General features: G+C 71.7%; 15 protein-coding genes and 1 pseudogene. 4 read left to right on the forward strand and 12 right to left on the reverse strand.

Going from position 1 to position 24559, the window contains the following annotated elements; genetic code table 11:
- Positions 1–138: 138 nt before the first annotated feature.
- From BGM09_RS26775 to BGM09_RS26785, 3 genes are all read right to left on the reverse strand, one after another.
- Positions 139–1854 (reverse strand): ABC transporter ATP-binding protein, encoded by a 1716-nt coding sequence (locus tag BGM09_RS26775; RefSeq protein WP_188284274.1) that lies wholly within the window; start codon positions 1852–1854, stop codon positions 139–141.
- Between the two features lie 40 nt (positions 1855–1894).
- Positions 1895–2794, reverse strand: coding sequence for a response regulator (locus BGM09_RS26780; protein WP_317452906.1), 900 nt, complete (start codon positions 2792–2794; stop codon positions 1895–1897).
- A 131-nt stretch (positions 2795–2925) separates the two neighbouring features.
- Positions 2926–3585 (reverse strand): TOPRIM nucleotidyl transferase/hydrolase domain-containing protein, encoded by a 660-nt coding sequence (locus BGM09_RS26785; RefSeq protein ID WP_188284275.1) that lies wholly within the window; start codon positions 3583–3585, stop codon positions 2926–2928.
- Positions 3586–3811: 226 nt separating this feature from the next.
- On the opposite strand from BGM09_RS26785, the gene BGM09_RS26790 reads away from it, so the two are divergent.
- Both BGM09_RS26790 and BGM09_RS26795 read left to right on the forward strand, forming a co-directional pair.
- Positions 3812–4759: a N(4)-(beta-N-acetylglucosaminyl)-L-asparaginase gene (locus tag BGM09_RS26790; RefSeq protein ID WP_188284276.1), complete on the forward strand. Its 948-nt coding sequence runs from the start codon at positions 3812–3814 to the stop codon at positions 4757–4759.
- Entirely contained in the window at positions 4756–5586 is an 831-nt protein-coding gene (locus tag BGM09_RS26795; RefSeq protein ID WP_188284277.1) for a M55 family metallopeptidase, read from the forward strand. The genes BGM09_RS26790 and BGM09_RS26795 overlap by 4 nt, the downstream gene beginning before the upstream one ends.
- 93 nt (positions 5587–5679) lie before the next feature.
- Here BGM09_RS26795 and BGM09_RS26800 read toward each other — a convergent pair whose 3' ends face one another.
- The 6 genes and pseudogenes from BGM09_RS26800 to BGM09_RS26825 all read right to left on the reverse strand — a co-directional run.
- Positions 5680–7470, reverse strand: coding sequence for a hypothetical protein (locus tag BGM09_RS26800; protein ID WP_223187654.1), 1791 nt, complete (start codon positions 7468–7470; stop codon positions 5680–5682).
- A gap of 269 nt (positions 7471–7739) precedes the next feature.
- Positions 7740–9098 carry an MFS transporter gene (locus BGM09_RS26805; RefSeq protein WP_188284278.1) on the reverse strand — a complete coding sequence of 453 codons (1359 nt, stop codon included), beginning with the start codon at positions 9096–9098 and terminating at the stop codon, positions 7740–7742.
- Positions 9095–9766, reverse strand: coding sequence for a helix-turn-helix domain-containing protein (locus tag BGM09_RS26810; protein ID WP_188284279.1), 672 nt, complete (start codon positions 9764–9766; stop codon positions 9095–9097). Before BGM09_RS26810 ends, BGM09_RS26805 begins: the two co-directional genes overlap by 4 nt.
- 84 nt (positions 9767–9850) lie before the next feature.
- Positions 9851–11389, reverse strand: coding sequence for a carotenoid oxygenase family protein (locus tag BGM09_RS26815; RefSeq protein WP_188284280.1), 1539 nt, complete (start codon positions 11387–11389; stop codon positions 9851–9853).
- Between the two features lie 273 nt (positions 11390–11662).
- Positions 11663–15574 carry a GH92 family glycosyl hydrolase gene (locus tag BGM09_RS26820; protein WP_223187655.1) on the reverse strand — a complete coding sequence of 1304 codons (3912 nt, stop codon included), beginning with the start codon at positions 15572–15574 and terminating at the stop codon, positions 11663–11665.
- Positions 15575–16665: 1091 nt separating this feature from the next.
- Positions 16666–18999 (reverse strand): annotated as a pseudogene (locus BGM09_RS26825) (GH92 family glycosyl hydrolase); the annotation flags it as partial.
- A gap of 495 nt (positions 19000–19494) precedes the next feature.
- On the opposite strand from BGM09_RS26825, the gene BGM09_RS26830 reads away from it, so the two are divergent.
- Complete coding sequence (locus BGM09_RS26830; protein ID WP_188284282.1) at positions 19495–20079, forward strand: DUF1062 domain-containing protein; 585 nt, start codon at positions 19495–19497, stop codon at positions 20077–20079.
- 41 nt (positions 20080–20120) lie between these two features.
- Here BGM09_RS26830 and BGM09_RS26835 read toward each other — a convergent pair whose 3' ends face one another.
- The 3 genes from BGM09_RS26835 to BGM09_RS26845 form a co-directional block, all read right to left on the reverse strand.
- Entirely contained in the window at positions 20121–21035 is a 915-nt protein-coding gene (locus BGM09_RS26835) for an EamA family transporter (protein WP_188284317.1), read from the reverse strand.
- Between the two features lie 188 nt (positions 21036–21223).
- Positions 21224–22075, reverse strand: a complete 852-nt coding sequence (locus tag BGM09_RS26840) for a helix-turn-helix domain-containing protein (protein ID WP_188284283.1) — start codon at positions 22073–22075, stop codon at positions 21224–21226.
- 16 nt (positions 22076–22091) lie between these two features.
- Positions 22092–22826 (reverse strand): DUF6879 family protein, encoded by a 735-nt coding sequence (locus BGM09_RS26845; RefSeq protein ID WP_188284284.1) that lies wholly within the window; start codon positions 22824–22826, stop codon positions 22092–22094.
- A gap of 377 nt (positions 22827–23203) precedes the next feature.
- Between BGM09_RS26845 and BGM09_RS26850 the strand changes: the two genes are divergently transcribed.
- Entirely contained in the window at positions 23204–24394 is a 1191-nt protein-coding gene (locus BGM09_RS26850) for a methyltransferase domain-containing protein (protein WP_317452907.1), read from the forward strand.
- Positions 24395–24559 lie beyond the last annotated feature (165 nt).

Raw genomic sequence — 24559 nt, forward strand, 5'->3', positions numbered from 1 at the left:
GGGCGGGGACGCCGTCGCGCCGGGACGGTTCGGTGTCCGCAGCGGGCGGGGCGCACTGGCCGGTCACCGGACCGCCGGGGCCCGCCGCCGGGCGCCGGGACGGTTCGGTGTCCGCCGCGGGCGGGTCGCTCTGCGTGGTCATCGGATCGCCTCTTCCTGTGCGCCGCGGGAGACCAGCGCGCGGTAGCCGGGCTCGGTGTGCAGGAGTTCGTGGTGCGGGCCGACCGCGACCGCGCGCCCTTCGACGAGGTAGACGACCTCGTCGGCCCGGTCGAGTACCAGCGGCGAGGTGGTGGTGACCACCGTCGTCCGGCCGGTGCGCGCGGCGCCCAGCCCGGTGGCCATCGCCGCCTCGGTGTGGGTGTCCACCGCGGAGGTGGGTTCGACGGCCAGCAGCACCTCGGGGTCGGCGCAGACCGCGCGGGCCAGCCGGAGCCGCTGGCGCTGGCCGCCGGAGAGATTGCGGCCGCCCGCGCTGAGGGAGGAGTCGAGGCCCGCGGGCAGCGCGTCCACGATGTCGGTGGCCGCCGCGGTGCGGATCGCGGCGTGCACGGTGCCGTCGTCGGGGTCGGCGCGGCCCGAGACGGCCTCGCGGACGGTGCCGCTGAAGAGCGCGGCATCGTTGTCGGCGACCAGGACGCGCTCGCGTGTCTCGTGCAGCGCGACGGTGTCGAGCCGCAGGGCGCCCCACTCGGCGTCGGAGGCGGCGAAGCGGCCGAGGCGTTCCACGACGGCGGCGGTGTCGGCGGGGCGGGCGGAGGCGAGCGCGGTGAGGACTCCGGGGCGGACGACGACGCCGGAGAGCGGGTCGCGCAGCGCGGCGGGCGACGGCGGGGCGTCCACCGGGTGCGCGCCGTCGGACTGTTCCGGCGTCAGGGCGAGGAAGCCGGTCACGCGGCGGGCGGCGACCAGCGCGCGGGCCACGTCGTTGCCGCCCTCGATGAAGAAGAAGACCGGGACGACGAGCATGGCCGCGTAGCCGTACACAGCGACCAGCTCGCCGATGGCGAGCGAGCCGTCGGCCGCCATGCGCGCGGCGAGCCAGGTGACCAGGGCGAGGAAGAGCGCGGGCAGCCCGACGGCGAGCGCGCCGACCCAGCTGGTGACCGAACCGACCCGGTAGCCCTGGTCGCGCAGCGCCTGCGAGCGGCGGCGGTAGCGGGCCGCGTAGACGTCCTTGCCGCCGAGGCCGTTGAGCACGGGCAGCCCGGTCGCCACGTCGACCAGCAGCGCGGTCAGTTCGCCCTGCTCGTCGCGGTAGCCGGTGCCGACCCGCTGGAGGCGGCGTTGCAGCGGGCCGACGGTGACGGCGACCAACGGCACACCGGCCAGCACCACGAGGGCGAGCAGCGGCGAGATGGACAGCAGCACGGCGGCGACCGCCAGATACGAGACGGCCGCGCCGATTCCGGGCCCGGTGACGGTCAACGACTGGGCGATCACCATGACATCGGCCATCCCGATCGCCACCACCTCGCCCGCGCTCATCCGGTGCGGCAGCGTGGCGCCCAGTTCCGTGGCCCGCCGGACGGTGGCGCGCACCACGCGGAAGGAGGCGTCCATCCGCACCTTGGTCATGGTGCGGTGCCGGGCGATGCCGATGAACGCGTTGAGCACCCCGACGCCGAACATGGCCGCGGCCCAGCCGAACAGCGCGGTGTGGTCGCGCGGTCGGAGACCGTCGTCGATGGCGCGGGAGAGCAGATAGGGCGGTACGGCCAGGCCGAGCATCCACACGGTGCCGAGGGTCGCCCCGGCCGTGACCCGGCCGGGCTGGTTTCTGACCAGCCACAGCAGGAAGCGGACAGGACTTCGGATGTCCCCCGGGGCGGGTGGAGAGAAAGTGTCGGCCATTCCCGCACCCTATGCGGGGGTGCGGGCCGGGTCAGAGCGGTTATTCGCCGGGGGCCGGCAGCGGGGCGGAGGTCTCCAGGAAGAAGGTGTCGATGCGCTGCACGGCTTCGAGGAAGTCGTCCAGATTGACCGGCTTCGTCACATACGCGTTGGCGTGTTTCTGGTAGGCGTCGGCGATGTCGTCCGGCGCCGCCGAGGTGGTCAGGACGACCAGCGGAATGGAGCCCAGTTCGTCGTCGTCCCGCAGTACGGCGAGGAATTCGCGGCCGTTCATGCGCGGCATGTTCAGGTCGAGCACGATCAGGTCGGGGCGCTCGTGCTCCGGGTCGCGCAGGTACTCCAGCGCCTCGATGCCGTCACCGACGTGCGAGAGCTGCCGGGTCATGCCGCCCTCGGACAGCGCGTCCTCGATGAGCAGGGCGTCCGCGGGGTCGTCCTCGACCAGCAGGACGCTGTATGTGCGGCGCGGGGTGAGGGCGTTCATCGGGTCGCTCCTGATCACGAGGGGCCTCGAGGGGGGATTCGAGGTGAAGACGAGTCCGGGCCAGCGCCGCCGGGCGCCCTGCCGGGTGATGCCCCACGCCTGGCCGAGCCGCGGGTAGTTCGCGCCGAGCCGGACCGCGGCCGCGGCCTCCTGCGCCGCGCACCGGTCGACGGCACGCATCAGATGGGCCAGCACGCGCAGCCGGTTCAGCGGCGCGGCGGCGGGCTCGGGGTCCTGCCCCGACGACGTGTCGCGCGGCGCCAACTCGGCGAATCGCGAAGCCAGTTCACCGACGAGATCGCGTACGGCGGCGTCGGTCAGACCGGCCATGGCCCGCTCGGCGGAATCGGCGGGCTCGGCGGCTTGATCGGGTCCCGCGGAGTCGACAGGAGGGGCGGGGACGGGCGCGGGCTGCTCCCGGCCGCCTGGTTCGGTGGCCGTCACGGTGATCGGCATGCTCCGCATCCTAGGGAGGAGATCGACTCCATGACAACACTGGTTGTCGAAGGGCGCGGGCGCGGAGGGCCCGCGGGCGCGACGGCGCCGTCACCGTATACGGCGCTTTGTCCGCATGGGCCGGTGCGCGGTCAGATGTGCGCGAGCAGCCCGTCCAGCGGGCGCGGGACCTGGTGCGGCTCCAGCGCGTCGACCAGCGCGTGCGCGTACTGCGACTTGCGTCCGCTGTGGGTGCCGATGAAGCGCCGGAGCTGCCGGTCGACGGGGCGCTCGCGCTGCGCGGGCTGCTTCTGGAAGATCCGGAAGGAGCGCGCCTCGCCCAGTTCGGCCGCGACCTCCCGCACCGCGTCGGTGCCCAGGGACCGGATCAGCTCCTCTTCCAGGTCCGCGACGCAGACATGGAAGCCGAGGGTCTCCATCTGCGTACGGTCGCGGGGCGAGCCGACGCCCGCGCGGTCCAGGGCGCGCAGGAAGTAGCCCTCCTCCGCCTCGTCGCACAGGCCCGCCAGCGCCAGGTCGAGCCCTTCGGGGCCGACCAGGCTCAGGAAGCGTCCGATGCTCATGGCGCCGCCGAGCGGCACGACGACCGTTCCCTCGGCGGCCAGGTCCCGGCCGCGCCGGACCGCGAGTGCCTCGACCGCCGCCTGGTCGCTGGTCCCCTCGACCAGTACCGCGGTCTTCACGTGGGTGGCCGCGGCCAGCTCGCGCGCCGCCGCCTCGGCCGCCGCCGCTCCCGTACCGCCCGCGGCCCACTCCACCACCGTCAGGCCGAATCGCGTCATCGTGTCCACGCGCTCCAGTCTCCCCCCGGTGCGCGGCGGGCCCCGCATGGTTTTTCGCGCGACGGACGGCGGCCCCCGCCGGGCCGGGTACCGCGGCGCGGGCGGCTGGTGCCAGACTGCGGAGGCGTCCGGCACTTCGTATACGCGGGCGCGTATACGCAGGTCGGACGGGCGAAGCGGCGGGAACCCCCACACGACGGGGGCTCCGGCCGGTCAGGCACCGGACAGGAGGAACATGCCCGAAGCGGTGATCATCGGCAGTGAGCGCAGCGAGGTCGGACTACCGGCCGGGATGGACGTGCTGCGGCGCGGCGGCTCGGCGCTGGACGCGGTCGAGGCCGCGATGCGCCGCTGCGAGGACAATCCGGCGGACCACTACGTGGGCACCGCGGGGCTGCCCAACGCGCAGGGCGTGGTGGAGCTCGACGCTTCCCTGATGCTGGGCTCCGGGCGGCAGTTCGGCGCGGTGGGCGCGCTCAAGGGGTACCCGAACCCGATCTCGGTGGCCCGCGCGGTGCTGGAGAAGCTGCCGCAGCACAGTCTGCTGGTCGGCGAGGGCGCCGCGCTGTTCGCGCGGGAGTGCGGCTTCGACACGGCGGACCTGCTGACGGACGCGTCGCGCGAGCAGTGGCGCAAGCAGGTCGCCGACTCCGAGGAGTCGGTGGAGGGCGAGAACACCGCGGCGACCGACGGCGACGCCCGCTACCGGGAGAGCGCACTCGCGCTGATCCGCAGGCTGGCCCCGCACGACGGCCCCTGGGGCACGATCAACATCATCGCGCTGGACGCGTCGGGCGAGATGTGCGTCGGGGTCTCGACCTCCGGCTATCCGTACAAGTACCCCGGCAGGGTCGGCGACTCCGCGCTGCCCGGCGCGGGCAACTGGTGCGATCTGCGCTCCGGCGGCGCCGCCTGCACCGGCCGCGGCGAGCTGAGCATGCGCGGCGGCACCGCCCGTACGATCGTCGACCTGCTGGCGGCGGGGCTCGACCCGTCCGACGCGTGCCGGGACGCGCTCGCCGACGCGGCCACCCTGCCCGACGAGTTCCGCTCCGAGCTGCGCGCGCTGGCCCTGACCCCCGACGGCAGGCACGGCGGCGCGGCCGGACAGGAGGGCAGCGTCTACGCGTTGATGACCGACGCGTCGACCGAGCCCGAATTCCGCCCCCGGACCGTGCTGTGAAGATCTTCGTCTCCTCCGACATGGAGGGCACCGCGGGGGTCGTCGACTGGTCGCAGTGCCGTCCGGGGCAGCCCGAGTACGCGTACTGCCGCACGCTGCTCCAGGCGGAGGTCAACGCCGCGATCGAGGGGGCGACGGCGGGCGGCGCGAACGCGTTCCTGGTCAACGACTCGCACTCCACGATGGCCAATCTGCGCCCGGACGAACTGGCCGGGCGGGCCCGCTATCTGTCCGGCCGTCACAAGCCGCTGTACATGATGCAGGGCCTGGACTCCTCGTACGACGGGGTCTTCTTCGTCTCCTACCACGGCTCGATGTCGGCCGAGCGGGCCACGCTGTCGCACACGTACAACCCCGCGGCGATCAGCGAGGTGCGGCTCAACGGGGTCGTGGCGGGCGAGAGCGGGATCAACGCGCTCGTCGCGCTCGGGCACGGGGTGCCGGTGCTGCTGGTCACCGGGGACGCGACGACGGCCGCCGAACTGGAGCCGTTCTGTCCCGGAGCGGTGGGCGCGGTCGTCAAGTCGTCGGTGTCGCGGTTCGCGGCCGACAGCCTGCACCCGGAGGAGGCGCGCGAGGTGATCCGGGACGCCGCCCGCAGGGCGGTCGAGGGGCTGCCGTCCGCGGCCCTGCCGGACATCGCGCTGCCCGCGACGCTGACGGTACGGATGCGCAATCCGGACCTGGCGGAGATGGCGACCTGGATCACGGGCGTCGAGCGGGACCCGGCGAACGCGGTGACGGTACGGATGACCGACGAGGATCCGGTGCGGCTCTACCGCACCTTCGTGACCGTCGTGCTGCTGACGCGCGGCATCGCGGAGTGACGACGGCGGGGCCCGGCCGTCCGGGCCCCGCCGTGTCCGCGCGGGTCGCGGGCCGTCGACCACCCACGGCCTGCTCGTTCAGAAGCCCTCGCCTCAGAAACTGAGCGCCGAATCGCGCACCACGTAGGCGCACTCCGTGTAGATGTAGCCGCTGCGCAGCTTCACCGTGTCGCTGCCGGGCGTCGCGGAATCGCCCGAACTGGTCGACTTGTGCAGGAAGTACGTGGTGCCGACCGGCAGGTTCAGCGTCTTCTTCGGGTAGTTCCTGCCGCTGTTGTTGCACGCCGAGGTCCGCGCCGCCGCCTGGCTGGAGTACGTCTTGCAGGCGCCGCAGCCCTTGAGCGTGAAACTGCCGGTGACCGGTCCGGTGAACAGCACCTCGACCTGGTCGGGGCTGTCGTTGCTGACCGTCACGGAGATGCTGCCGCCGGAGTCCTTGGTCGGCATGCGCTTGCCCGCGTCGGGCACCGTCACGGCGACCTCGGCGGCGATGGCGAGCTTCTTGGCGTACGCGGTGTTCTTGTCGCGCGGGTACTTCTTCACGAAGTCGCGGATCTTGTCCAGCGCGCCGCTGAAGTCGCCGCCCTTGTACTCGTGGACGGCGCAGGTGTAACTGCCCGACTGCACATAGGTGTCGGCCCGGCGGGCGTCCTTGTCGAAGGCCGCGGCCACGCCCGTGTCCTCGCCCTTGAGGTTGCCCGCGCGCACGCCGAGGGCGCGCACCTTGTCGGTGGCCGCGCACGGGTCGCCGCCGTTCAGACCCTTGGCCGCCGCGTCGATGGTCGACTTGAAGGCGGGCTCGACCTTCGCGGCCTGCGGCGACTTGGGGTACGTGGAGAGCAGGTCGCTCAGGTACCCGTCCTTCGCCTCCGCGCCGCTCGCGTCGGCCAGGTCGGCCGTGCCGCACGCGTACAGCGAGGTCGCGAGCCGGTCGTCCGGCCATCCGGTCAGCGTGCCGAGGGCCTTCTTGTCGAAGTGCTCGGGTACCGTCCGCAGGTACTTCAGCGGCTCGATGGCGTCGCAGTACTTCTTCTGCGCGTAGGACGTGCCGACCGCCGTGTAGTACGTGGTCAGCCGGTCGGGTACGCGCTTGGCGGCGCGGGAGCCGCCGTGGTGGTCGCTGAGGTCGCGGTACGCGGCCAGCGCCGTGGTGTAGTCGGTGCGCGCCTGGTCGAACGGCTTGTTCTTGGCCGCCTGGACGAGCTGGTCGGCGGTGTCGAGGCGGTCGAGCAGCATCTTCTGGGTGGCCTCGTCGCGCGCGCTGTCGTAGAGGACGACGCCGCCGACGGGCGCGGCGAGCAGCACGAGGCCGAGCACGATCGCGACGGGCGTCCGCGGCGGCCAGGACAGCGGGGTGCGCAGGCCGCGATAGGCGCCGTGCGCGGCCGCGAGGACGAGGAAGACCGCGTAGGCGACGACGACGCCGCCGGACACGCCGTCCGCCTTCGCGGGCAGCGCGACGAAGAGCAGGACGCCGGTCGCGACCAGGCAGGCGGCCGTCGCGAGCCAGCGGCGGGTCAGCGCGTAACCGACGCCGAGGCCGCTGAGATTGAGCAGGCCGACGGCGACGGCCCGCAGCGCGTTCGCCGGGGCGGGCGGCGGTGCGGGCGGACCGGCCGGGAAGCCGGGCGCGTAGCCGGACTGATAACCGGACGCGTAACCGGAAGGGATGCCGGGCTGCGCGGCGGGCTGCTGCGGCAGCCAGGCCGGCGGCGCGGGCGGTGGCGGCGGCGGCGGCCCGAAACCCTCCGGTGTGCCGCCGCTCCTCGGCGTGTCGCTGGCGCTCGGCGTACCGTCAACGCCCGGCGCGTCGCCGCCGTCCGGTGTCCCGTTGGCGCCCGGCCTACCGCCGGCGCCCGCTCCGTCTTGCTGGTCCCAGGTCATGGCGAATTCCCCCCTGCTCCTGCGCGGACGGGACCACCGCCCGTCGCGCTTCCCCACCCCACCGCGGGCGCGCCCGCGCGTCCGGCCGCTGGAGGACAGGACGCGGGTGCCGACGCGGCAGTTCCCGCTCGGCGCGGGCCCTGCGCGTACCCGCCCGTGCGGTATGCGTGCTTTTGCGCGTGCGCGTACGGCTCCGCGTGCCGCTGTACGTGCCGCTCCGTGTACGGCCAGTATCGGGGGCCGGGGCCATACGCCACAAGCGAGTTGGATCACACCCCGTGCGGGGTCCCGAGGCCGACGCGGCGCAGCGTCGTGGACGCGAGGGCGACGGCCGCGGCCAGAAGACAGACGGCGCCGAAGGCCGCGAAGAGAACCCCGCAGCCCCAGGCGGCGACGGTGAGGCCGACCGCGGGGAAGAGGACGGGGGCGAGGCCGAGGGCGCACAGGGTGCTGACGGAGGTGACCCGGCCGAGGTAGCGGGGTTCGGTGACGGTCTGGACGAGGGCGCCGGTGAGCGTCGAGGTGAGGCCGCTGCCGACACCGACGACCGCGCCGAGCACGACGGCGGACGCCAGCGTGGGGGCGTAGCCGAGGGCGGCGGTGCCCGCCGCGGTGAGGAGCAGGGCGCAGGACATCACCAGTCCCGCCCGCGGCGGCCCCGACCCGACGGTGAGCAGCAGGGCGGCGCCCGCCGCGCCGACGCTGAAGGCGCTCGCCATCCACCCCATGCCGGAGGCGCCCCAGCCGCGCTCGTCGGCGAGCAGGACGAGACCGGCGGCGACCGGTCCGCTGAAGCACATCTCGCTGAGGCCGACCACGACGACCAGCGGGCCGAGCAGCGCGTGCCGCCGTATGTACCGCAGACCCTCGCCGGACTCCCGCAGCAGGGAAGGGCGTTCGGCCTCCCGTACGGCGACGGGTTCGGCCGTCCGCACCGTCAGCAGCAGGGCCAGCGACGCGGCGAACAGGACCCCTGCGGCGGTGAAGGCGCCCGCCGCGCCCCCGGCGGCGAGGACGACGCCCGCGAGCAGCGGGCCGACGGCGTTGCTCAGCCGGATGGACAGTCCGCGCATCCCGTTGACCCGCGCGAGCTGATCGTGGGTGGTGATGCGCGGCGGAAGCGCACCGACCGCGGGCATGAACACCGCGTCCACGACGCCGAAGACCAGCGCCACGGGGATCAGCAGCCACAGGCCCGGCGTGGTCGCGACGAGCATCAGGGCGGCGGCGAGGATCACCGCGCAGCGGGTGGCGTCGCTGGCGACGGCGACCCTGCGGGGGCCGAAGCGGTCGGCGACCGCTCCCCCGCCGAGCATCAGCACGGCCCGCGGCAGAGCGCCCGCCGCGATCACCAGGCCGACCTGGGAGGGCCCTGCCACGCGGGTGGCCGCCCAGGTCAGGGCGAGGAAGTACAGCAGATCACCGGTGACGGACGCGGTGTACGCGGTCAGCCAGCGCAGCACGTTCGCGTCGCGGTAGGCGGGCGAGCCGTCGGCAACCGGTACGGCCGCGACCGGTACGGACCCGGCGGGTACGGACCCGGCCGCCGTACCCGTATCGGCCCCTGCCCCGCACAACTCCCCCGCGCCCGCCTCGCTTATCGCGCCGGTCGCCTCCGGCCGGCTCATGCGTCGCCCTCGTCGTCCGGCTGCGCGGTCTGCGGCTCGTCCGGCGGCTCGTCCGGCTGCGCGCCCGGTGCCGCTGTCAGCGGCGCGACCGTGCCGGGGACGGGGAAGACCTGGAGCTGGAGCGCGACCGGTACGGCGCCCTCGACCGGATGCTCCGCCTCCTCGCGGAGCCGGGCGAAGACCTCGAAGATCTCCGCCTTCACGCGGCCGGCCCGCTCGGGCGTGAGCCACAGGACGAAGTCGGCGTACGCGCTGACGTCGAGCCATTCGCGCGGGAGCAGCGGGATCTCGTCGGCGGCCCTGCGCAGCCGGTCGACCCCGGCGAGGGCGACGGCGTGCGCGTATGGGCGGCCCGCCTCGCGTTCCTCCGGCGGACCGCTCGCCGGGTCGTGCTGCGACTGGCGGTGCGCGGCCCGCCACCACCGCTCGCGCCCGGTGCCGCGCCCCGGCTCCTCCACGATGAGCCCGCCGAGGGCGAGCCGCCGCAAGTGGTAGCTGGCGGAGCCGGGGTTGATGCCCAGTTCGTCGGCGACGCGGGTCGCGGTGGACGGCCCGCGCTGGCGCAGCATCGTCAGCACATTGATCCGCAAGGGGTGCGCGAGGACCCGGAGGGCGGCGGTGTCGAGCCGTACGTCCGCTTCCGGTTCCGGCGGGGAGTCGTCGGTCATGCGCCGACCCTAAACCCACAACAGTTCTTTCGAAAGAGTTGTTGTGAGACAGATCGGCGCGGGACCGGCCGGGGCGCTCCCCCCTCAACTCACCGTCGGCACCCAACTCCCGTGGAGGCCGAGCGGAATGGTGGCCGGGAGGTGGATCCTGGCCAGCGGGGCGGCCGTGAAGTCCTGGGCGGACAGGATGACGAGGTCGGCCGCGCCTCGGTCGGGGTTGTGGACGTAGGACAGGACGTAACCGTCGTCCTCGGCCTTCGTGTGCTCGTGCGCGGGGACGAAGACCGGCTCGCTCACGGCCGCGTCCTTCGGGAAGCGGTGCGTCTGGGTGGTGCCGCGCAGCAGGTCGTGCTTGATGAGCGCGTTGCCGAAGCGGGTGTCCGGCGGCACACCGTCCAGCGTCTCGTACGCCGTCCACATCGCGGCTGCCGTGGCGGCGTAACCGTAGCGGTGGCGGCGCGAGACCAGGCTCTCGCGGATGCGGGGGAACTCCTGCGGGCGGTCGTCGATCCGCCACGGGCGGGCCCGGCCGCGCTCCAGGTCGATCGTCAGCCGGTCGAGCCGGGGGGTGCCGAGCGCCGAGGGGCCGTCGCTGAGGGTGCCACGGCCCGCCGCGAAGAAGGGCGCGGGGAAGGTGATGAAGTCGACGACCACCGAGTGCCCGTCGTCGTAGGCGTTGAGCGTGTGCGAGTAGTACGAGCCGGGGTCGGCCTCGAACCAGCGGACCCGGCCGCCCCCGCGCGGCATCACCCCGACCCGCGCCGGGTGCGTGTCGTTCCAGACGTACGGCACGATCGCGCCCGCCTCGGCCGCCGCCGCGTCGAAGGTCACCGGGGTGTCGAAGATGATCACGTACCGCTCGGTGAGCGCGAAGTCGTGCATCATCGGGCTGTCCGCGACCGGAATCCTCGTGGTCCGAACGACCTTCCCCGTGTGGTCGATCACCAGGTGACGGACATGGTCCCAGGTCGGGTAGTACGTGATCGCGTGCAGTTCGTCCGCCCGCTCGTCGTACTTGGTGTGCGCGGTGAACGCCCCGCTGAGCGTGCCGCCGAAGTCGTACGGACGGACGGTGTTCAGCTCCTCGTCGAGTTCGTACGGCATCGGGCCGCTCTCCTGGACCGCGAGGACCTTGCCCTTGTACGGGATCACGTGCGTGTTGTTCGCGAAGTCGTCGTCGGGCACGGGGCCGTGGTAAGGCTCCCCCAGTTGCGCGGCGACGCCCGCCGACCTCACCCAGCGGTTGCGGTACCACTCGGCGCGGCCGTCCCTGAGGCGTACGCCGTGCACCATGCCCTGGCCGAGCATCCAGTGGTGGGTCCGCGGGTCCTCCAGGCCCAGCACATTGGGGCCGTTGCGCAGATAGCGGCCGTCGAGGGCGGCCGGTATGCGGCCGGTCACCGGCAGGTCGAAGGCGGTGACCTCCTCGGCGGCCGGCGCGAAGGCGCCCTTCAAGAAGGGGTAGGGGACAGTGTCGCCGCCCGCGGCGCCGGTCCCGGTCCGCCGCCCGCCCGAGCGGGCCTCGGCGACGCCCGCGCCGCTCAGCGCGACCGCCCCGCCGATCGCCGCCGCCGCGCCCCCGCGCAACATCGTCCTTCGCGTGCACCGCGTGAGATCCGTCATCGGTCCGACTCCCCGTTTCCCGCTGTCCGGTCAGGTCACCGCGACCGCGGCGCCTTCAACGACCCTCCCGCGCCGCGGGGTTCCGGGTCACTGCGGCCCGCGCCCGAACGGGGGTGGGGACAGCCCCACCGGGACATCCCTGACGCGGGGGCCGAAGAACCGGGGCAGGGAACACGACCGGAAACGCGGCCGGGAACGCGGTCCGGAACGCGGCCGGGGGCCGCGACATGGTGTCGCGGCCCCCGGTCTCACACGGGTCGTACGAGACGCGGGTCAGTGCCCGTGGCCTCCCTTCCCCTGCTGTGCCAGCAGTTCGACCTCGGTCAGCGTCGTGGACGCGGCACCGTTGTTGGCGGTCACCACCAGGCGGTACGTGGAGTACGCGCCGGGGTGGGCGATCTGGAACGGCCGGGTCTGGAGGCGGCTGTCGAAGCTCTCGCCGCTCCTGGAGTCCAGCGTGCTCCAGTGCTTGCCGTCGGTCGTGCCCTGGAGCTGCCAGCTCTTCGGGTCCTGGGCCGCGGTGCTGCCGGAGGTCAGGGTGTAGAAACCGGCCTGCTTCTTCGCCGAGCTCCCGGTGAAGGTGTACTGCACCGTCGGGTCGGCGGCCGGGAAGGTCACCGCGGTCTTCGAGGTGTTGTCGAAGAGCGCGGCGACATCAGTGCCGTCACCGGACGTCGCGGTGCCGAGGTCGGGACCTGTCAGGTCCGCGAGCGGCTGCGGCGCCTTGCCCGCCGGGGTCAGCGACGCGGGCAGCGCGTCCTTGCCCGTGCCCCACTTGGACGGCTTGGAGCCCATGGTGAAGTCCAGGCGCGCGCCGGACGAGAGCTGGCTCTGCGTCAGGTACACCTTGTTCCACGCCTTGCCGTTGACCTTCAGCGACTGCACGTAGATGTTGCTGCTGCTGTTGTTCGGCGCGTTGACGACGATGCTCTTGCCGTTGTCCAGGTGGATCGTCGCCTTGGTGAACAGCGGGGAGCCGATCACGTAGTTGTCGCTGCCGACCTGGAGCGGGTAGAAGCCCAGCGCGCTGAAGATCTGCCAGGTGGCGGTGGCGCCGTTGTCCTCGTCACCGGGGAAGCCCTGGCCGATCGAGCTGCCCGTGAACAGCCGCCGGGTGGCCTCGCGCACGACGGCCTGGGTCTTGGCCGGGTCGCCCGCGTAGTCGTACATGTAGGGGATGGCGAACGACGGCTGGTTGCTCAGGCCGAGTTCACCCATCCGGACGTCGCGGGCCTCCAGCATCTCGTGGATGGTGCCGCCGTAGCCGCCCGCGTCACCGTCGGCGGTCTCCTGAGTGGTGAAGAACGCGTCGAGCTTCTTCTCCAGGCCCTTCTGGCCGCCGTAGAGCGCGGCGAGGCCGTTCGGGTCCTGCGGCACCGTGAAGGCGTAGTTCCAGGCGTTGGTCTCGGTGTACTCGTTGCCCCACTGCTGCGGGTCGTACTGGGCGTCGGGGACGCGCCACGAGCCGTCGGCCTTGCGGCCCTCGAAGAAGCCGACGCCGGTGTTGAACAGGTTGGTGTAGTTCTGCGCGCGGCCCAGGAAGTACGCGGACTCCTCCTGGTAGCGCTGCCGGTCGGCCTTGGAGGTGTGCGGGTCCTTGGCGAGTTTGGCGGCCATGGTGGCGATGCCGTAGTCGTTGATGTAGCCGTCAAGCGACCACGAGACGCTGCCGTCGACCGAGGTGTTGGTGTATCCGGTGAACACCGAGGTGTCCAGGCCCTTGCGGCCGACACCGCCGGCGGTCGGGAACACCGTGGCGTTCTTGACCGCGGCCTCGTAGGCCGCCTTGGCGTCGAAGTTGTCGACACCCTTGGCCAAGGCGTCCGCGAAGGCGACGTCGGAGCTGGTGCCGGTCATCAGGTCGGCGTAGCCCGGCGAGGACCAGCGCGAGATCCAGCCGCCGTCCTTGTACTGCTGCACGAATCCGTCGGCGAGTTCACCCGCGGTCTTCGACTCCAGCAGCGAGTAGGCGGGCCACTCGGTGCGGTAGGTGTCCCAGAAGCCGTTGTTGACGTAGACCTTGCCGTCCACGATCTTCGCGCCGGTCTCGGCGGGCGTGTTGGCGCCGGTGGCCTTGGAGAACGGGCTGGCGTACTTGTACACCGGCTTCCTGGCCGTACCGGTGTTCTCGGAACCGGAGTTGGGGTACAGATTCATCCGGTACAGGTTCGAGTACAGCGTGGTGAGCTGGTCGTCGCTGGCGCCCTGGACCTCGACCTTGCCCAGCTTGGCGTTCCACAGCCGCTCGGCGCTCTTCTTGACGCTGTCGAAGGACGTGCCCTGCGGGATCTCCAGGTCCAGGTTCTTCTTCGCCTGGTCGGCGCTGAGGAACGAGGTGGCCAGGCGCATCGTCACGGTCTTGCTCTTGGACGTGTCGAACTGCGCGTAGCCGGTGACGTTGTCGCGGCCCTGTCCGGTGACCTTGGTGGCCGTACCGGGGGTCCGGTCGAACTCGGCGTGCACGAACATCCGCGTCGCGGCCTCGCCGCCGCCGATGTTGACGTCCGAGAAGCCGTCCAGGGTGCCCTTGGCGGCGTCGAAGGTCAGGCCGCCGTTGTTGTTCACGTTGTCGAAGAGCAGGTCGCCGTTGTCACCGGGGAAGGTGAAGCGGTAGACGGCGGAGTGGTCGGTCGGTGCTATCTCGGCCTTGATGCCGTTCTTGAACGTGACGCCGTAGTAGTGCGGCTGCGCGACCTCGTCCTTGTGGTCGAAGGCCAGCGCCCGCTTGCTCCGGTTCAGGTCCGGGGTGCCGGACACCGCGGACGGCATCACCTGGAAGGTGTCGCGGTCGCCCATCCACGGGCTGGGCTCGTGGCTGATGCCGAGCGCCTGGAGCGTCGGCAGGTTGTCGGCGTTGTTCTGGGCCGCGTAGCTGTACTCCCAGCTCGTCGAGCCCGCGTCGGTGACCGGCGTGAAGAAGTTGAAGCCGTTCGGGACCGCGGTCAGCGGCAGGTTGTTGCCGCGCGAGAAGGAGCCGGAGGCGTTGGTGCCGCGCCGGGTGTCGACGTGCTCGGCGTAGCTCTTCGCGGTGGGCGCCGGTGCGGCGCCGATGGTCAGGTCGTCGATCCAGCCCTTGAACTGGGTGGACGCGCCCGCCTCGGAGCTGCCCGCCGGGTCGTCGTAGCCGAGCAGGACCCGGTCGATCGTCTTGCCCGCGGCGACCTTGCCGATCGCGGAGACGACGGCGTTCCACTGCGAGGCGTAGAGGATCTTGCCCGCGCCCTGGCCCTGCGGGCTGAGCGTCGTGCCGTACTCGTCGAGCGCCGGGTTCCGCAGCTTGCTCAGGTACGTGCCGTCGGTGAAGTGCAGGTCTATGGAGGCGTACGTGCTCGGGTACTTCAGGTCGCCGCCGGTCAGCTCGGGGAAGATGTCGTACGAGAGCTGGGTGTTGCGGCTGACCGGGATGCGCACCTTGTAGAGCTTGTTGTAGGCGTGCACGGCGCCGGACTTCGTGTGGGTGCCCGAGTACTGGAGCGCCTTCAGGCCGCTGAAGCCGACACTCGGCTTCACGTTGGGCCCGGAGGCGGGGCCCTTGCCGACCTCGGTGGTCATGCCCGCGACGGGCGTCGGCGCCGGGGAGCCGTCGGACAGGATGAGGTCCGCGAGCTGCACGATGTCGCCGCTGTTGTTGGCCGAGACGTTCAGCCGGTAGTAGCGGTGCGGCGCGGGGTCGGCGACGTCGTAGATGGTGGACTTGTACCGGCCGCTGAACTTCACGCCGCTACGGGTGTCCACCGTCGTCCAGGTGCTGCCGTCGTCGGAGCCCTGGAGGGTGAAGTCCTTCGGGTCGCGCTCCGGCGAGTCGTTCGCGGACGTCAGCGCGTACTTCTTGACCGTCACGTCCTCGGACAGCTTGTACTGGAGCCAGCCGGTGTTCGCGAACGTGAGCCACTTGGTGTTGGCGTCCTCGTCGGCCGCGTTCTTCGCGACCTCGTTCGGCGGATTGTCCGAACTGGCCGTGACCTCGGCGATCTTGTCCTTGACGCTGCCGGCCAGCACCGGGAGGGTGCCCGCGGTCACGCCGGAGACCAGGGGGTTGCCCTTGGCGTCGGTCTCGGCGGTGCTGCTCCACGTGGGCTGCGTGTCGCCGGACTCGAAGGAGGTGGTGAAGGCGGGGGCGCCGCCCGACCTGGCCGCGTCCGCGTCCGCGTGCGCCACGGCGGACGCCGGCACGGTCAAGGTCATCGATACCGCGCCTGCCAGCAATGTTCTGGTGAGGGTGCGGCGAAGTGGGCCACGTCTCATGGGTGTTGCCTTTCTGCTTGCGGCTCCGGGTTGTGCTCCGGGACGTTCCGTTACGGGTGCGGGTGCCGCGGTGGGTACAGGTGCGGGTTCAGGTGCGGGTTCAGGGGCGTCACTCGTCACGCGTCACGTCCGCTGATCGCGTACAGCGCCAGCCGGGCGTCGTCGGGCAGGGTGAGGGAGACGGCGGTCTTCGCGCTGTCCAGCGGGACCGCGATGTGCCAGATGTCGACCCCGACACCGTCGGGCGCGCCCTGCTTGTCGTAGCGGGAGTCGGCGTGGATCGCGGCGTCCTCGCCGAGCCGGGGGGCGCCGGCCGCCCAGTCGGTCGCGGTCAGGGTGACGGGCGCGGAAGTGCCGTCCGAGTAGTGCACGGTGGCGGCGGCGTTCACATCGCCGTGGTGCGCGGTGAGCAGCACGTCGAGCGCCGAGTAGGAGCGCTCCACCAGCGCGACGCTCTGGCCGTGCGCGGTCGCGAAGTTGGCCGCGCTGCCGGTGGTGTCGGGGAAGGTGTAGGCACGCCCGCCGAGCACGCCGGGGCCCGGCACCGGGAGCTGTTCCGCGGGGAAGCTGGTCCCGGTGCCGTCGAAGTCGGCGCCGGTCGCGCCCGCCGTGCTGACGCCGTCCACGTCGTACTGCGCGGACAGGTCCTGCGGGCAGTACCCGCTGCCGCCCTGGCAGGTCGAGGTGGCGACCGAGACCGGTACGGTCCTGGTCACCGAGGGGCCGCCGGACTGCGTGACCTTGACGGTGACCTGGTAGGTGCCGCCGGGGGTGCCCGTCGGGGCGGAGATCCGTACCGGCACCACCTTGGTGGTGGGCAGCGTCCCCGAGTCCACGCGGAAGCCGCTCGTGCGCGGGCTCGCGGTGAGCCCGTGCGGCGCGCTGACCGTGACGGTGCCCGAGACCTTGCCGGGGGCGGTGAGGACGGCGGAGACGTCCACGTCCGTCCCGGGGCCGCCCGCGAGCACGCCGGGCGCGGCCGGGGAGACCGACGCGGCGGTGTGCCGTACGGGCGCCGCCACGTGGTCGGGGGCGGGCGGCCCGTCGTTCTTGCCGGTGCCCCAGCTCGACGGCTTGGTGCCGACGGTGAGCGAGAGGTCCTTGCCCGCCTTGATGTCCCGGGTGCTGATGTACGTGGTCCGCAGGCTCTTGCCGCCAAGCCGCGCGGACTGGATGTACCGGTTGGTGTCGGTGCTGCCCGGCGCGGTGATCGTCATCCTGCCGCTCGGGTAGTAGTGCCGGTCGAGGGTCAGGTCGACCCGGCCGAACAGCGGCGTGGACAGGCCCCACAGGTCGGTGCCCGGCGTCATCGGGTAGATGCCGATGGCCGAGAGCACCTGCCAGGACGACATGGTGCCGAGGTCGTCGTTGCCGGTGACGCCGTTCGGCGCGTCCGTGAAGAGGGTCAGCCCGGCGTGCACCACGTCGGTGGTCTTCCACGGCTGCCCGGTGGACAGATACGTGTACGGAGAGCTGAGGTCGGGCTCGTTCTGCGGGTTGTACTTGTCCTGGTTGTAGTACGAGTACGGGCCGTTGACCCAGACATCGCGCGCGGTGCCCGCCGGGTCCTTCACCAACTGGTCGTAGGCGAAGAAGGAGTCGAGCCGGGCGTTGGCGGTCGCGTTGCCGCCGATCAGATCCACTATCCCCGGCAGGTCCTGCGGGACGAGCCACATGTACTGCCAGGAGGTGCCCTCGTGGAAGCCGACGCTGGAGGCGGGGTCCACCGGGCCGACGAAGGCGCCGTCGGTGTTCCTGGCCCGGAAGAAGCCGGTGCTCGGGTCGAGGATGTTCCGGTAGTTCTGGCCTCGGGTCAGATAGCGGCGGGCGTCCGCGGTGTGGCCGAGCGACTGCGCCATCCCGCCCAGGGCGGCGTCGGCGAGCGCGTATTCGAGCGTCGCGGACGGGCCGTGCTGGAAGTCGTTGTCACCGGGCTTGCCGGGCCGCGCCGGGTCGTACGGCACATAGCCGTTCGCCAGGTACTCGACGTCGGCCTGGCGGCCCGCGGACGGCGAAGAGGCGGGCGGCACGGTGTCCGCGTGCTTCTTCAGCGCCCGGTACGCCTCCTCCTCATGGCCCTTGAGCAGGCCCTGCCGGTAGGCGTCCACCAGGAACGGGGTCACCGGGTCGCCGGTCATGATGTTCGTCTCGGCGGTGGCGTACCCCCAGCGCGGGAGCTGTCCGCCCTCGTCCGCGACGCGCAGCAGCGACAGCGCCATGTCGCGGGACTCGCTCGGCGCGAGCAGCGACAGCAGTTGCTGCTGGGTGCGGTAGGTGTCCCACAGCGACCAGTTCTGGTAGTACGTGATGCCGCCCGCCGGGTGCACCTTGTTGTCCCAGCCGGTGTAGCGGCCGTCCACGTCGCTGCCGACGTTCGGCGCGAGGAAGGAGCGGTAGAGCGAGGAGTAGAAGGTCCGCTGCTGCTCTTGGCTGCCCCCCTGCACCCGGATCTGGCCGAGCCGGTCCTGCCAGGACTTCCGCGCGGCGGCGGCCGTCGTGTCGAAGGTGCCGCGCCCCTCGGCCGCGAGGTTCTTCGCGGCGCCGTCCTGGCTCACCCACGACAGCGAGGTGACCGCGGTGACCTGCTGGTCCTTCGTGGTGTCGAAGCGCGCGTAGGCGCCGCCGAGCCCGGTGGAGGTCGAGGTGCGGCTGCCCGCCGTCACGGTCTTGCCGCTCCACGTCCCGTACGACTGGAAGGGCCGGTCGAAGCGGGTCTCGGTGTACACCGTGTACGGCTGGGTGTCCTGGCAGAAGCCGCGGCCGGTGATGGCGGTCAGCACCGTACGGTCGTCGAGCACGGTCACCGTGCTGCTGGTCACCTTGTGCAGCGCCTGGCCGCTGTTGAGCAGCACATTGGCCTGGTCGGTCGCCGGGAAGGTGTAGCGCTGCCAGCCGGTGCGGGTGGTGGCGCTCAACTCGGCGGTGATGCCGGTGTCGAGCTTGACCTTGTAGTAGCCGGGGGAAGCGGTCTCGTCGGCGTGGCTGAACTTCGCGGCGTAGGCGGCGTCGTCGGTGGCGGTGATCGCACCGGTCGTCGGCAGTACGGGCAGGTCGCCGCCGAGCCCGCAGCCCACACCTGACAGGTGCACGGAGCTGAAGCCGCGGATGTGGTCCTGGTTGTAGTCGTAACCCGTGTTGTGGCCGGTGTCGGGCGAGAGCTGCACCATTCCGAACGGCACGGCGGCGCCGGGGTAGGTGTTCCCGTCGTCCTGCGAGCCGATGAAAGGGTTGACCAGGTGCGTGAGATCGCCGCCGGCGACGGCGGAACCGCCGTCGGCCGACGCGGTCTGCGCGGGCAGCGCCGCCGCTCCCGCGGCGAGCAGCGCGGTGAGCGCGGCCAGCGCCGCGGAGCGCAGACGCGGCATCCGTGGAGTCATTTTGTCCTCTACTCGTTTGACAACGTTGTCAGAGCACACCTGGGATACAGGTGGTGGGAGGCACGGGGACATGCCAATGAGACGTCAGGAATCCTTGCCCGAAGAGTGCCCGGCGTCAATGGCGCAGCACAGGATGATCAAAGGATGGGGTGCATACCCCCACAATGGCGGGCATTTATCCGTCAAATCCCTTGAAACGGCACCGACTCGACAGGGAGTGCGGTCGTCTTGCGGGCGTTTTATACCGAATTGGGGGAATTCGCGGCATGGCGGGGTCCTGCCGAGAGCAGGGCCGCGAAAACCCGTGGAACCACGCCGCCACGCACGGTTATCGTGCTGGCGCACCTGTCGCACCTGTCGCCGTGGCAAAGGAACACCGTTGTACACCTGTTGAGACACCCCTGGCGCTGATCTGTCGCACGCCGCCCCCGGGCGCCGTGCCCCTTTTCGCTGCGGTCTTTCTCACCGAACAGGTGTTCATTCGTGTCACAAACCTGGGTGGTCGCTCCCACCTGCCCGCCTCTTGTCGTGCGCCGTTGCCACTCGTGCCCGTCCGATCGCTTCCGGGCGAGCGGCAAATTCCGGGTCAACGCGCACCACAAGTCCCTCGACGTCTGGCTCCTCGTCCTGTGCGCGGGATGCGGGCAGACCGCGAAGCTCACGGTCTTCGAGCGGGTCAACGTGCGCTCCCTGCGCCCCGACCTGCTGGACAGGCTCCACACCAACGACCCCGGGCTGACGGCCGAACTGCTCCAGCACCCGGCCGTCCTGCACCGCAACGGCGTCGCCCTCGACTGGACCGGCGCCTGGCGCCTCGACGTCACCGGCCCCGGCCTCGACCCCGGCCCCGGCCCCAGTCCCGGTCCCGGTCCCGCGGACGACGATGCCCTGGAGGTGTCCGTGCGCTTCGCGGCGCACATCCCGCTGCGGCCCGTCCGGCTGATCGCCGACGGGCTCGGCGTCTCACGCGCCGAGGTCAAGCGGCTGATCGACGAAGGGAAGATCGTCTCGGCGCACCGCCTGAGCGGAAAGGCGGGTGGCGACTTCACCTTCCTGCTCAAGGGCTGAGCCCTGCCGGGGCCTGTCCGGCGCGGTCCGCCGGACAGGCCCTACGGGGCGTCCGTGACGTCGAGGCGGGCGCCGCGCGCGGCGCCCGCAGAGGCCGCCACCACGCACAGCACCGCGACCCACTGCGTCCAGCGCAGCGCCTCCTGGAGCACGATCAGGCCGATGAGGGCGGCCATCGCCGGTTCGAGGCTCATGAGGATGCCGAAGACCCGCGGTGGGATCTTGCGCAGCGCCTCCAGCTCCAGCGAGAACGGGACCACCGACGACAGCAGCGCGACACCGAACCCGGCGGCCAGCACCCACGGGTGGACCAGCGCCGTACTGCCGTCGGCCACACCGAACGGGACGGCCACCAGGGCCGCGACGACCATGCCCAGCGCGAGACCGTTGCCGTGGGCGGTGTGACGGCCCAGTGCCGCGCCGACCGGGATGTACGCGGCCCAGCACGCGGCGGCGGCGAGCGCGAACAGGAAACCCACGAGGTCGATGTCTCCGCGTCCCCCGACCAGCAGGAGCACACCGGCCGCCGCGAGCAGCGCCCAGAAGGCGTCCAGCCACCGCCGCGACCCGGCCAGGGCCACCGTCAGCGGTCCGAGGAATTCGGTGGTCACCGCGATCCCGAGCGGGAGCCGGGTCAGCGCCTGGTAGAAGCAGAGGTTCATCACGCCGATCGTGACGCCGTAGCCGATCACCACGGTCCACGACCGGCGGTCCATCCGCAGCGACGGCCGCCACAGCGCCGTCAGCACGACCGCGGCGAAGAAGAGCCGCAGCGCGACCGTACCGAGGCTGCCCACCGCGCTGAACAGGTGCGTGGCCACCGCCGAGCCCAGTTGGACGCTGAGGGTGCCGAGCAGGACCAGGGCCGTCGGCGGGATCGCGCCGAAGCCGCGTCGGGCCCGCGCGGCCGGCGAGAAGCGGAGGTACGGGGCGCGTTCGGTCCTGCCGATGTTCATGGTGGCCACGCGCGGAGTATCGACGATCGGGCGCCGCACGTCGCGTGGTTTTCCTTGGGGCTTGGCCTGGGGACCTGGATTGCCGGCATCGGCGACGGGGGCGACGGGCTGTGCCTGCGCACGTCCACCGGCGAGGAGTCGCTGCCCGCGACGGTCCGACCGGCCCCCTCTGGCCCCTTCAGGCCCCCTCAGACACCCCGCAGGTCCCGCCGCGCGGCGCCGATGATCCGAAGGGCGTCGGCGCCGTACACGGCGGATTCCCGCAGGGTGCGCCAGGTGCGCAGGTACGTTCCGACGCTCACCGCGTCGTCGATCCACAGCTCCGCGTGCCAGGTCTCCACGATCACCTGGCTGTCGTCATAGACCCAGAACGCGGTGGCGGGCGGGATCTTCAGGGGCGCGGTCAACGGGACGATCCCCAGCTCCAGCGTGTCCAGGCCCACGGCGCCGGTCAGCCGGTCGAGTTGCGCTGCGAGGACGTCGGGCGGGCAGATCAGAGCCCGGAGAGCAGCCTCCCACATGAGAATCCGGAAACGTTTCCCCGGTTCGTACAGTGCCTCTTGGCGCTTGATACGGGAGCGCACCGCGTCTTCCGTATCGCGCGGCGACTGTTGCAGTTCGGCGTACCGCGTGAAGACGCACCGGGCGTAGTCGGGCGTCTGAAGAATGCCCACGACCATGGCCGGCTCCCAGCCACGGAACAGCGTGGCCGCATTGTGCCGTGCCAGGTGCGTGTCCTGGACGGCCTTGTGCCCCGCCGCGAGCTGGCGCCGCCAGGACCTGATGTGCGACTCGAAGCCGCGCAGCCGCGCCACGAGTTCCCCGTACGCCTCCGGCTGCCCCGTGGCCTCCGCCCATTGCCGAAGGTCCTCGGGCGTGGCGGTCTGCCTGCCGTTCTCCAGCTTGCTGACCTTGGGCTGCGGCCAGCCCAGAAGCCGCGCCAGGTCGGAACCGGTGAGGCGTTCTCCGGGTGCCGAGAGCCGCAGCTCACGCAGCCGCAGCCCCAGATTCTCCCGCGCCTGCTGATAGTCCGTGCTCACCGGCGCCGCCCAGGATTCACGCGTATGTGTCGTAAGGCACCGCATAGTGCCAGGCGGCGTCGCGCACCTGCGCATAGCGGTTGACGGCGGCGGGCTCCGTGATCAGTTCGACGTTCACCAGGTTGTCGTCCGCGTCGAAGTTCAGCAGCGCGACCAGACGGGAGTCAAAGATCCAGAAGTCCTCTTCAGGAAGTTGGAGCCGCTGCGCGTCGGCGCGGCCCAGGCACCGGATGTCCTCCCCCACAGCCGAATTACGCCGTGCGTTGTCGAGGAGATAGAGCTGGCCGGGGGTCGCCGGGCTGTCGAGAAGCCGCACCCGCTCGAACCGCTTGCCCAGAGCGGACTGTTCGCGCCGCTCCGCGCACCACTGCTCGTTCGCGCCCTCCCAGTTCACCGGCTCACCACGGCTGAACTGCGCCCACGTGTCCGTGGCTTCGTCGGAGGCGTAGCGGCGCCGAGTCTCCAACCGCCACGCGGTGTGTTCGAGTTGGGTGAACAGGCGCTCGAACTCATCCATGCCGATGATGTCGGCCACGCGGTCTGCCTCCTTAGGGCCGAAGTCCACCAGTAGCGCACGGGGGACGACGATCGGGACCTCGTCGGGCCCCAGGTGTTTCAGCCGGGCGATGTCAGAAGGGTCGGTCAGGACCGGTCCGTGGACGATGACTTCGCCGGAGTCCAGATCCTCGTGAATGGCCGGGCAACCGTTGACACCGCTTCCCGTGCCATTGAAACGCAGCCTTCGCACCATCGTCGGTTCCTCTCGCTGCCGGAGTTGGTCCCTTCATGCTGGCCGCGCCGGGACGTCACACGCTACTGGAACCGGGGGGTCTCGGGAGAATAAGTCGGCATACCCGCACCGGATCTGCGAATAATCGAGCATAGGCACTGCCGAGAGTCAACGTCCGTTCTCTAGCGTCGGGTTCACGGCGATGGACGCCCGCTCGGGGTGTGGTCACCGCATGGAAGACCGCTGAGGCATCTTCCGGCGGAGGCACGTCCTCGGGGACAGAATGGGAGATTCAGCATGGGTGACGGAGACAACCTTCCGGGTCAGCCGTGGCCGGGGCCGCAGGAGCCGCCGTCGCCTGACGGTGGCTCACCCGAAGGGGACGGGAAGCACAAGAAGTGAGTGGGCGTGGTGGGCCGGAGCGGGTCGGCCGGCGGGAGTTGGGCCGCTTCCTGCGGGAGGCGGGGGCGCTGTCCCCGGAGTGGGCGGGAACGTTCGAGGCCGTCGACCGGGCGGGGTTCCTGCCGTCGTTGATGTGGCCGTTCGACATGGAGACCAAGGCGTCCGTCGCCGTGGACCGTTCGCGGGAACCGGATGCCTGGTACGGCTACGCCGACTCCGATGTGCCCATCACGACGCAGTGGGACGACGGCGAGCACGCGGGACCGGGGCCGGGCCGGGTACCGACCAGTTCGGCGAGCATGCCGAGCGTCGTCTTCCGGATGCTCGGCGACCTCGCGGTGGAGGACGGCCACAGGGTGCTCGACATCGGGACGGGGCCGGGGATCAACGCGGCGTATCTGGCGCATCGGCTGGGCGGCGACAACGTCTTCACGATGGAGGTCGACGCAGGTGTCGCCGCCGCCGCGAGGAGTGCGCTCGCGCTCGCCGGTCTCCGTCCGGGCGTCATCACGGGGGACGGATTGGAGGGGCACCGCGCCGCCGCCCCCTATGACCGGATCATCGCCACGGCCGGTGTCCGGACGTTTCCCCGCGCGTGGCTGGAGCAGACACGGCCGGGCGGGGTCGTCGTCCTGCCGTGGGGCACCCGGTTCGGCAACCGGGACGCCGTCGCACGGCTGGTCGTGTCCGGCGACGGCACGGCGGCGTCCGGATTCTTCACCCGGCCGGTCGAGTTCATGAAGCTGCGGGCGCAACGGCTGTCCTGGCCGGGCCACGCCGCCCATGTCCCCGCCGAAGGAACGGCCGGCCCAGGTGTCCGGCGTACCGTCTCGGACATCCCGGAGGACGAGTTCTTCCCCGGGACGTGGGACGCCCTGGAATTCGCCCTCGGGCTCAGGATCGCGGACTGCCTGCGGATCGTCGCCGACAAGCGGGACGGGATGCGCCCGGTGTGGCTGTACGGCCTGTCGGACATGTCGTGGGCCGTCGCCGTCTTCCGGGACGGCGCGGACACCGACGTCTACCAGTCCGGCGGACGCGCGTTGTGGACGGAGGCCGAATCGGCCTACCGGTGGTGGAAGATGAACGACAGTCCGGGCTTTGAACGGTTCGGACTCACCGTGACGGCCGGCGGCCAGGACGTCTGGCTGGACGAGCCACGGCACTCGATCCGCCTGATCCGCTGAGAGGGCGCTTCTCCCCCGGCGGACGCCTCCCCCACCCCCACAGCCTCCCTGGTCACAGCCCCAAAGGCGCCCCTGCGGCACGGATCCTCCACGATCGGCCGGGGCAACAACTCCCCGCACGGGTATGGACGGGCCGCGAAACACCGACGTAGTGTGCTCCGCGGC

This window comes from Streptomyces sp. CBMA29, assembly GCF_014596445.1.
Lineage (GTDB): Bacteria > Actinomycetota > Actinomycetes > Streptomycetales > Streptomycetaceae > Actinacidiphila.